Source organism: Brevundimonas sp. UBA7534 (assembly GCF_002479325.1).
Taxonomy (GTDB): domain Bacteria; phylum Pseudomonadota; class Alphaproteobacteria; order Caulobacterales; family Caulobacteraceae; genus Brevundimonas.
In genome coordinates this window covers 4,085-9,666 of record NZ_DLMO01000080.1, presented here as the reverse complement: position 1 = coordinate 9,666, position 5,582 = coordinate 4,085, and the positions used below count along the sequence as shown (strand labels likewise).

General features: G+C 71.4%; 9 protein-coding genes. 8 read left to right on the top strand and 1 reads right to left on the bottom strand.

The window, feature by feature from the left end:
• The 7 genes from B2U11_RS06100 to B2U11_RS06070 all read left to right on the top strand — a co-directional run.
• A partial coding sequence (locus B2U11_RS06100) for an NUDIX domain-containing protein (protein WP_292070611.1) occupies nt 1-804 on the top strand: 804 nt, incomplete at its 5' end.
• A gap of 75 nt (nt 805-879) precedes the next feature.
• Nucleotides 880-1,236: a GNAT family N-acetyltransferase gene (locus B2U11_RS06095; RefSeq protein ID WP_002854752.1), complete on the top strand. Its 357-nt coding sequence runs from the start codon at nt 880-882 to the stop codon at nt 1,234-1,236.
• Nucleotides 1,237-1,327: 91 nt separating this feature from the next.
• Complete coding sequence (locus B2U11_RS06090) at nt 1,328-2,146, top strand: thymidylate synthase (RefSeq protein ID WP_349680714.1); 819 nt, start codon at nt 1,328-1,330, stop codon at nt 2,144-2,146.
• Between the two features lie 26 nt (nt 2,147-2,172).
• A complete protein-coding gene (locus B2U11_RS06085; protein WP_292070609.1) occupies nt 2,173-3,027 on the top strand; it encodes an alpha/beta hydrolase family protein in 855 nt (284 codons plus the stop codon).
• Nucleotides 3,028-3,034: 7 nt separating this feature from the next.
• A complete protein-coding gene (locus tag B2U11_RS06080) occupies nt 3,035-3,346 on the top strand; it encodes a phosphoribosyl-ATP pyrophosphohydrolase (RefSeq protein WP_292070608.1) in 312 nt (103 codons plus the stop codon).
• Nucleotides 3,343-3,867 carry a dihydrofolate reductase gene (locus B2U11_RS06075; RefSeq protein ID WP_292070607.1) on the top strand — a complete coding sequence of 175 codons (525 nt, stop codon included), beginning with the start codon at nt 3,343-3,345 and terminating at the stop codon, nt 3,865-3,867. Before B2U11_RS06080 ends, B2U11_RS06075 begins: the two co-directional genes overlap by 4 nt.
• Before the next feature lie 9 nt (nt 3,868-3,876).
• Entirely contained in the window at nt 3,877-4,197 is a 321-nt protein-coding gene (locus tag B2U11_RS06070; protein ID WP_292070606.1) for a YbjQ family protein, read from the top strand.
• Here B2U11_RS06070 and B2U11_RS06065 read toward each other — a convergent pair.
• The gene (locus B2U11_RS06065; protein WP_292070605.1) at nt 4,194-5,261 is read right to left on the bottom strand and encodes an Mrp/NBP35 family ATP-binding protein; all 1,068 of its coding nucleotides are present in this window, start codon (nt 5,259-5,261) and stop codon (nt 4,194-4,196) included. The two genes, B2U11_RS06070 and B2U11_RS06065, sit on opposite strands and share 4 nt — an antisense overlap.
• Nucleotides 5,262-5,335: 74 nt before the next feature.
• Here B2U11_RS06065 and B2U11_RS06060 point away from each other — a divergent pair.
• The coding region (locus B2U11_RS06060) for an isopentenyl transferase family protein (protein ID WP_414632940.1) at nt 5,336-5,582 on the top strand (247 nt) is incomplete at its 3' end.

Sequence of the window (5,582 nt, the reverse complement as noted above, 5' to 3'; positions counted from 1 at the left end):
CCGGCGGTGCGCGAGCTGCGCGAGGAGGTCGGCCTCGAGCTGAGGCCGGGCATCCCGCTGTGCGTGACCGAGTACGAGGTGCCCGGCAAGCGGGGCGCCCGTCGGAGCAAGGAGGTCTGGTACTGGGCCGCCGAGGTCGACGGCCAGCGCGCCCGCCCCGACGGCGACGAGGTGGACGAGGTCCGCTGGGTCGGGCCGGACGAGGCCCGGCGGCTGCTGACGAACGACTCGGATCGCGAACCGCTCGACCTGCTGCTGCGTGCCGCCTCCCGGGGGCGCCTGCGGACCGTGCCGCTGCTGGTGCTGCGCCACGCCAAGGCCAAGCCCCGCTCCTCGTGGTCGCGCGCCGAGCAGGAGCGTCCGCTGGCGGCGACGGGCCGGCGGCAGGCGCTCGCCGTCGAGGGCCTCGTGGCGGCCTGGCGGCCGGAGCGGCTGGTCTCCTCCCCGTGGCGCCGCTGCGTGGAGACGCTGGCCCCGCTCGTGAAGTCCAGCAGGCTGCCGCTGAAGACCAAGGGCGCCTTCACGGAGACCACGGCCCGGGAGAAGCCCAAGAAGACCCGCAAGGTGATGGCCGAGCTCATGGGCCGCTCCCGGCCCCTGGTCGTGTGCACGCACCGGCCGGTGCTGCCGACGCTGTTCGAGGTGGTCGAGGACGCCGCCGCCGGCCACGCGGACCGCGTGCTGCGGGCCCTGCCGACCGAGGATCCGTGGCTGCGGCCCGGCGCCGTGCTCGTGGCGCACCGCGCCCTCGACCTCGACGGCGACGTGGTGGCCGTCGAGGTCTACGACCCCTGGGACGACTGAGCCGCCCGCGCCGGCCTCGGCCCGCACGACCGGGCCACCGTTGAGCGGGCCCGCCCCCGGCCCTAGGCTCGGGTCATGGAGAACACCGCCGCCCAGAGCCAGCCCGAGAAGATTGTCCACGAGCGCCTCACGGTGACCCGGGACCCGGACCGTCAGCGCTTCGAGCTGCGCCAGGACGGGACTTTCATCGGGTTCCTCGGCTACGACCAGGAGACCGTGCGCGGCGAGGACGGCGAGGACACCGTGGTCCTGCGCCTGCAGCACACCATCATCGACGAGCAGTTCGGCCGCCGCGGCTTTGCCCGCGCCCTCGTGACCATGGTCCTGGACCGGCTGCGCGCAGAGGGTGACCGGATCGTGCCCGAGTGCTCCTACGTGGAGGACTACCTACGCCGCTACCCCGAGTACCAGGACATGGTGTTCCACGGCTGACCGGGGGCGGGGGCCTGCCCTGCCGGAGCCCGCCTGCGCCGGGCCGTCGACGACGCTCAGCGCGTCTGCTCGGATCGCTAGAGTGGGCCGGGTGAGCATCCCCACCCCCTACGAGGACCTCCTCGCCGACGTGATGGCCCACGGGGCCGTCAAGACGGACCGGACCGGCACGGGCACGCGCAGCGTGTTCGGCCGCCAACTGCGCTTCGACCTGGCCGAGTCCTTCCCGCTGATCACGACCAAGCGCGTGCACTTCAAGTCGGTCGCGCTCGAGCTGCTGTGGTTCCTGCGCGGGGACTCGAACGTGCGGTGGCTCCAGGAGCGCGGCGTGCGGATCTGGAACGAGTGGGCGGACGAGGACGGCGAGCTCGGCCCCGTCTACGGCGTGCAGTGGCGCTCATGGCCCACCCCGGACGGGGGCCACATCGACCAGATCGCCAAGGTCGTGGAGCAGATCCGGACGAACCCCGACTCGCGCCGGCACATCGTCACCGCGTGGAACCCCGCCGAGGTGGACGAGATGGCGCTGCCGCCGTGCCACGCGCTGTTCCAGTTCTACGTCTCCCCCGGTCAGGACGGCGCCCCCGGGCGGCTCTCATGCCAGCTCTACCAGCGCTCGGCGGACCTGTTCCTCGGCGTGCCGTTCAACATCGCCTCCTATGCGCTGCTGACGATGATGATGGCCCAGGTGGTCGGACTGGAGCCAGGCGAATTCGTCCACACTTTCGGCGACGCGCACCTCTATCTGAATCATCTGGAGCAGGCCGAACTGCAGCTGACGCGGGAGCCGCTGCCCCTGCCGACCATGACGATCGCGCCGCGCGACGACCTGTTCGCCTATCAGCTGTCGGATTTCACCCTCAGCGACTACGCCCCGTGGCCGCACATCAAGGCGCTCGTGTCAGTGTGAGCCGCCACGCGAGCCTTCGGGAGCCCATGATGATCGTCCGCGCCGTCCTGGCGAGCCTCGCGCTTCTGTCGGCGCCGGTCGCGCCCGCCCTCGCCTTTTCGTCATCCGCCGTCGAGGCCACGGTCATCGCGCCGACCCGCCAGACCCTGACGACGCCGGACGGTCGCGCGGTGTCCCTGTCGATCTGGACCGCGCCCGAAGAGCGTGGCGTCGTCATGTTCAGCCACGGCTTCGGCGGCGCGCCGGAGGCCTATCAGAGACTGCTGTCGGCCTGGGCCGCGCACGGCTTCACCGTCATCGCCCCGCTGCACGTCGATTCCCAGCAGCATCCGGATCGGAGCGCCAACGGCCAAGTCGCGCTGACCACCCGCTTGGAGGACCTGGCCTTGACGCGCGAGACGGCCGCGCGCGAGCACGCCGGCGAGCCGATGATCGTGGCGGGCCATTCGTTCGGCTCTTTGATGTCCCTGATCGCAGGCGGGGCGACCACCATCCTGGGCCCGCAAGGCGATCCGGCCGTGAAAGGCGTGATCGCCCTGTCCTCGCCCGGCCCCATCCCGGTCGTGGTGACGCCCGAGACCTATCGAACCCTGACCGCGCCGCTGTTGGTCGTGACCGGCGATCAGGACATCGTGCCGGGCTACGCCGACGACTGGCGCGATCACCGCCTGCCCTTCGACACCGCGCCTGGGGGCGACAAGACCTTGATCGTGGTCACAGGCGGCGGCCACCAGTTTCCCGCGACCGCCGAAGGCGACCAGTTCGATCTTCTGGTTCGAGCGACGGAGGACTTTCTGGACGCCTACGCCCTGGGCGACACCGAAGCGAAGGCCCGGCTGGACGCGCTTTCCGCACCCGGCCTCACCGTCGAGCATCGTTGAAATCGTCATGGATATGAAGGCGCTGCAGGCCGATGTTCTGCGCATCTCCGACATCTATGCGGCTGAACACGCCATCGACCGCGACCGGGACTGGGCGCTTTTGAAGCTGCAGGAAGAGCTGGGCGAGCTGACGGCCGAACACCTGCGCCTGTCGCAACGGGCGCGCGGCGCGCCCGACCCCCTCGCCCTGGGCGACGAGGCGGCCGATGTGCTCGGGATGCTGCTGATCTACTGCGCCCGCGCCGGCGTCGATCTGGAAGAGGCGATGCGGCGGAAATGGTTGCGCTGGCTGGACCTCAAGGAAGGCGACGCGGCATGAGCATTCCGATCCTCTCGCTGGTCGTGGCGCGTGGGCGCAACGGGGTCATCGGCCGCGACGGCGACCTACCGTGGCGACTGCGGTCGGACCTGCAGCGGTTCAAGGCCATCACCATCGGCAAGCCCTGCCTGATGGGCCGCAAGACCTGGGAAAGCCTGCCGCTGCGCCCCTTGCCCGGCCGGCTGAACCTGGTTCTGACCCGCGACCAGTCCTATGAGGAAGGCCAGGCCAAGGGCGCGCTGGTCTGCGGCACGCTGGACGAGGCCATCGAGATCGCGCGCGAGACGGCCGAGGAGGACGGCGTGGGCGAAATCTGCGTCATCGGCGGCACGGCCCTGTTCGAGGCCGCCCTGCCCCGCGCGCGCCGGCTGTACATCACCGAGGTCGACGCCGCGCCCGACGGCGACGCGGTCTTTCCGGCGTTCGACGCCGACGCCTGGACCGAAGTGTCGTCGGAAGCGCACCCGGCCGGCGAGAAGGACGACCACGCCTTCACCTTCCGCGTGCTGGAACGACGATAAGGAGCCGCCATGTATGTGACCACGACCAACGACCTGCCGGGTTTTCGCATCAACCGCCACATAGGCCTGGTGCGGGGCGTCACGGTGCGCTCGCGCAACGCCATCTCCGACGCCATCGGCGGGGTCCAGTCGATGCTGGGCGGGCGGGTCGGCGCCTATGTCAAACTGGCCGAGGCCGGTCGGCAGGAAGCCTATGACGAACTGGTCAAGCACGCCCAGGCCCACGGCGCCAACGCCATCCTGGCCGTCCGCTACGACGCCACCGAGATCATGCCCGGCGTGACCGAGGTTCTGGCCTATGGCACCGCCGTGGTGGTCGAGCCGGTCTAGAGGCCCAGCACCGCCGCCAAACGCTGAGCCACGGCGGCGAAGCGGTCGGCGACCTCTCCCGACGAGTCGGCCAGCACGACGGGCCGGCCCGCATCGCCGGCCTGACGCACGGCGGCGTCCAGCGGCAGGTCGCCCAGAAAGGGGACGCCCAGGCGCGCGGCCTCGGCCTCGGCGCCGCCCCGGCCGAAGACCGGGCCGCTCATGTTCTCGATCAGGCCCAGGGTCGGCACGCCGACCTTCTGGAACAGGGTGTGGGCCCGGCGCGCGTCGGCCAGGGCCACCTCCTGCGGGGTGGAGACGATCACGGCGCCGTCCAGCGGCGTCTTCTGGATCAGGGTCAGTTGCACGTCGCCGGTGCCGGGCGGCAGATCGACCACGAGAACATCCAGCGGCCGGCTTTCCGTTCCCCAGCGGGTCTGGGTCAGCATCTGGGTGATGGCCTGCGACGCCATCGGGCCGCGCCAGATCATGGCGTCGTCCATCCGAGTCAGCAGGCCGACCGACATGGCCTTGAGCCCGTGCGCCCGGTGCGGGACGATGGCGCCGTCCTCATAGGCGGGCTGGCCCGAGATCCCCAGCATGGTCGGCAGCGAAGGCCCATAGACGTCGGCGTCCAGTACGCCGACCGACAGTCCGCGCGCCGCCAGGGCGGCGGCCAGGTTCACGGCGACGGTGGACTTGCCCACCCCGCCCTTGCCGCTGGCCACCGCCAGGACGCGGCGGACATGGGCGGGGCGGTCGGTCGGGACCGGCGCCTTGGGCCGGCCCTGATCGACGGCGGCCCTGGATAGCCCCGCCGTGCGCGGGGCAGCGGACGGCCGAGCCTCGGCCGTCAGGATCACCGAGACGCGGGTCATCCCCGGCAGCGCCTTCAGGGCGGCCTCGGCGGCGTCCCGCACGGGTGCATAGAGGGCCGCCTTGGCGCTCTCCACCTCAAGGGCGAAACCGGCGCGGTCCTCGCCCACCACCAGCCCCTGGACCAGGCCGGCGGCGACCAGGCCCCGGCCCGAAATGGGGTCGATCACGGCGTCCAGGGCGGCGATGACGGCGGAACGTTCGACCAAGGCGGCCTCCGGGGGGCTTGCGGATGGGAAGGCGCGCGTTCTATCGCCGACGGACGCCGCCCGCGAGCCTGGATTTGTCGCAACAGCCTTCAATCACTCTCATCGCCGGCCCTACCGCCTCGGGCAAGTCCGCCCTGGCGCTGAAGCTGGCGCGCGAGACAGGGGCGGTCATACTCAACGCCGACAGCCAGCAACTCTACGCCGACCTGCGCATCCTGACCGCCCGGCCGTCGGACGAGGAAGAGGCTCAGGCCGAGCATCGGCTGTACGGCGTCGCCGACGCGGCGGACGCCTGGTCGGTCGGTCGCTGGAGCCGGGCGT

Bases quoted from the DNA above. Each gene is read 5' to 3' on its own strand.
- B2U11_RS06080 (WP_292070608.1), top strand. From the start codon at position 3,035: ATGGATATGAAGGCGCTGCAGGCCGATGTTCTGCGCATCTCCGACATC.
- B2U11_RS06095 (WP_002854752.1), top strand. From the start codon at position 880: ATGGAGAACACCGCCGCCCAGAGCCAGCCCGAGAAGATTGTCCACGAG.
- B2U11_RS06075 (WP_292070607.1), top strand. From the start codon at position 3,343: ATGAGCATTCCGATCCTCTCGCTGGTCGTGGCGCGTGGGCGCAACGGG.
- B2U11_RS06085 (WP_292070609.1), top strand. From the start codon at position 2,173: ATGATGATCGTCCGCGCCGTCCTGGCGAGCCTCGCGCTTCTGTCGGCG.
- B2U11_RS06070 (WP_292070606.1), top strand. From the start codon at position 3,877: ATGTATGTGACCACGACCAACGACCTGCCGGGTTTTCGCATCAACCGC.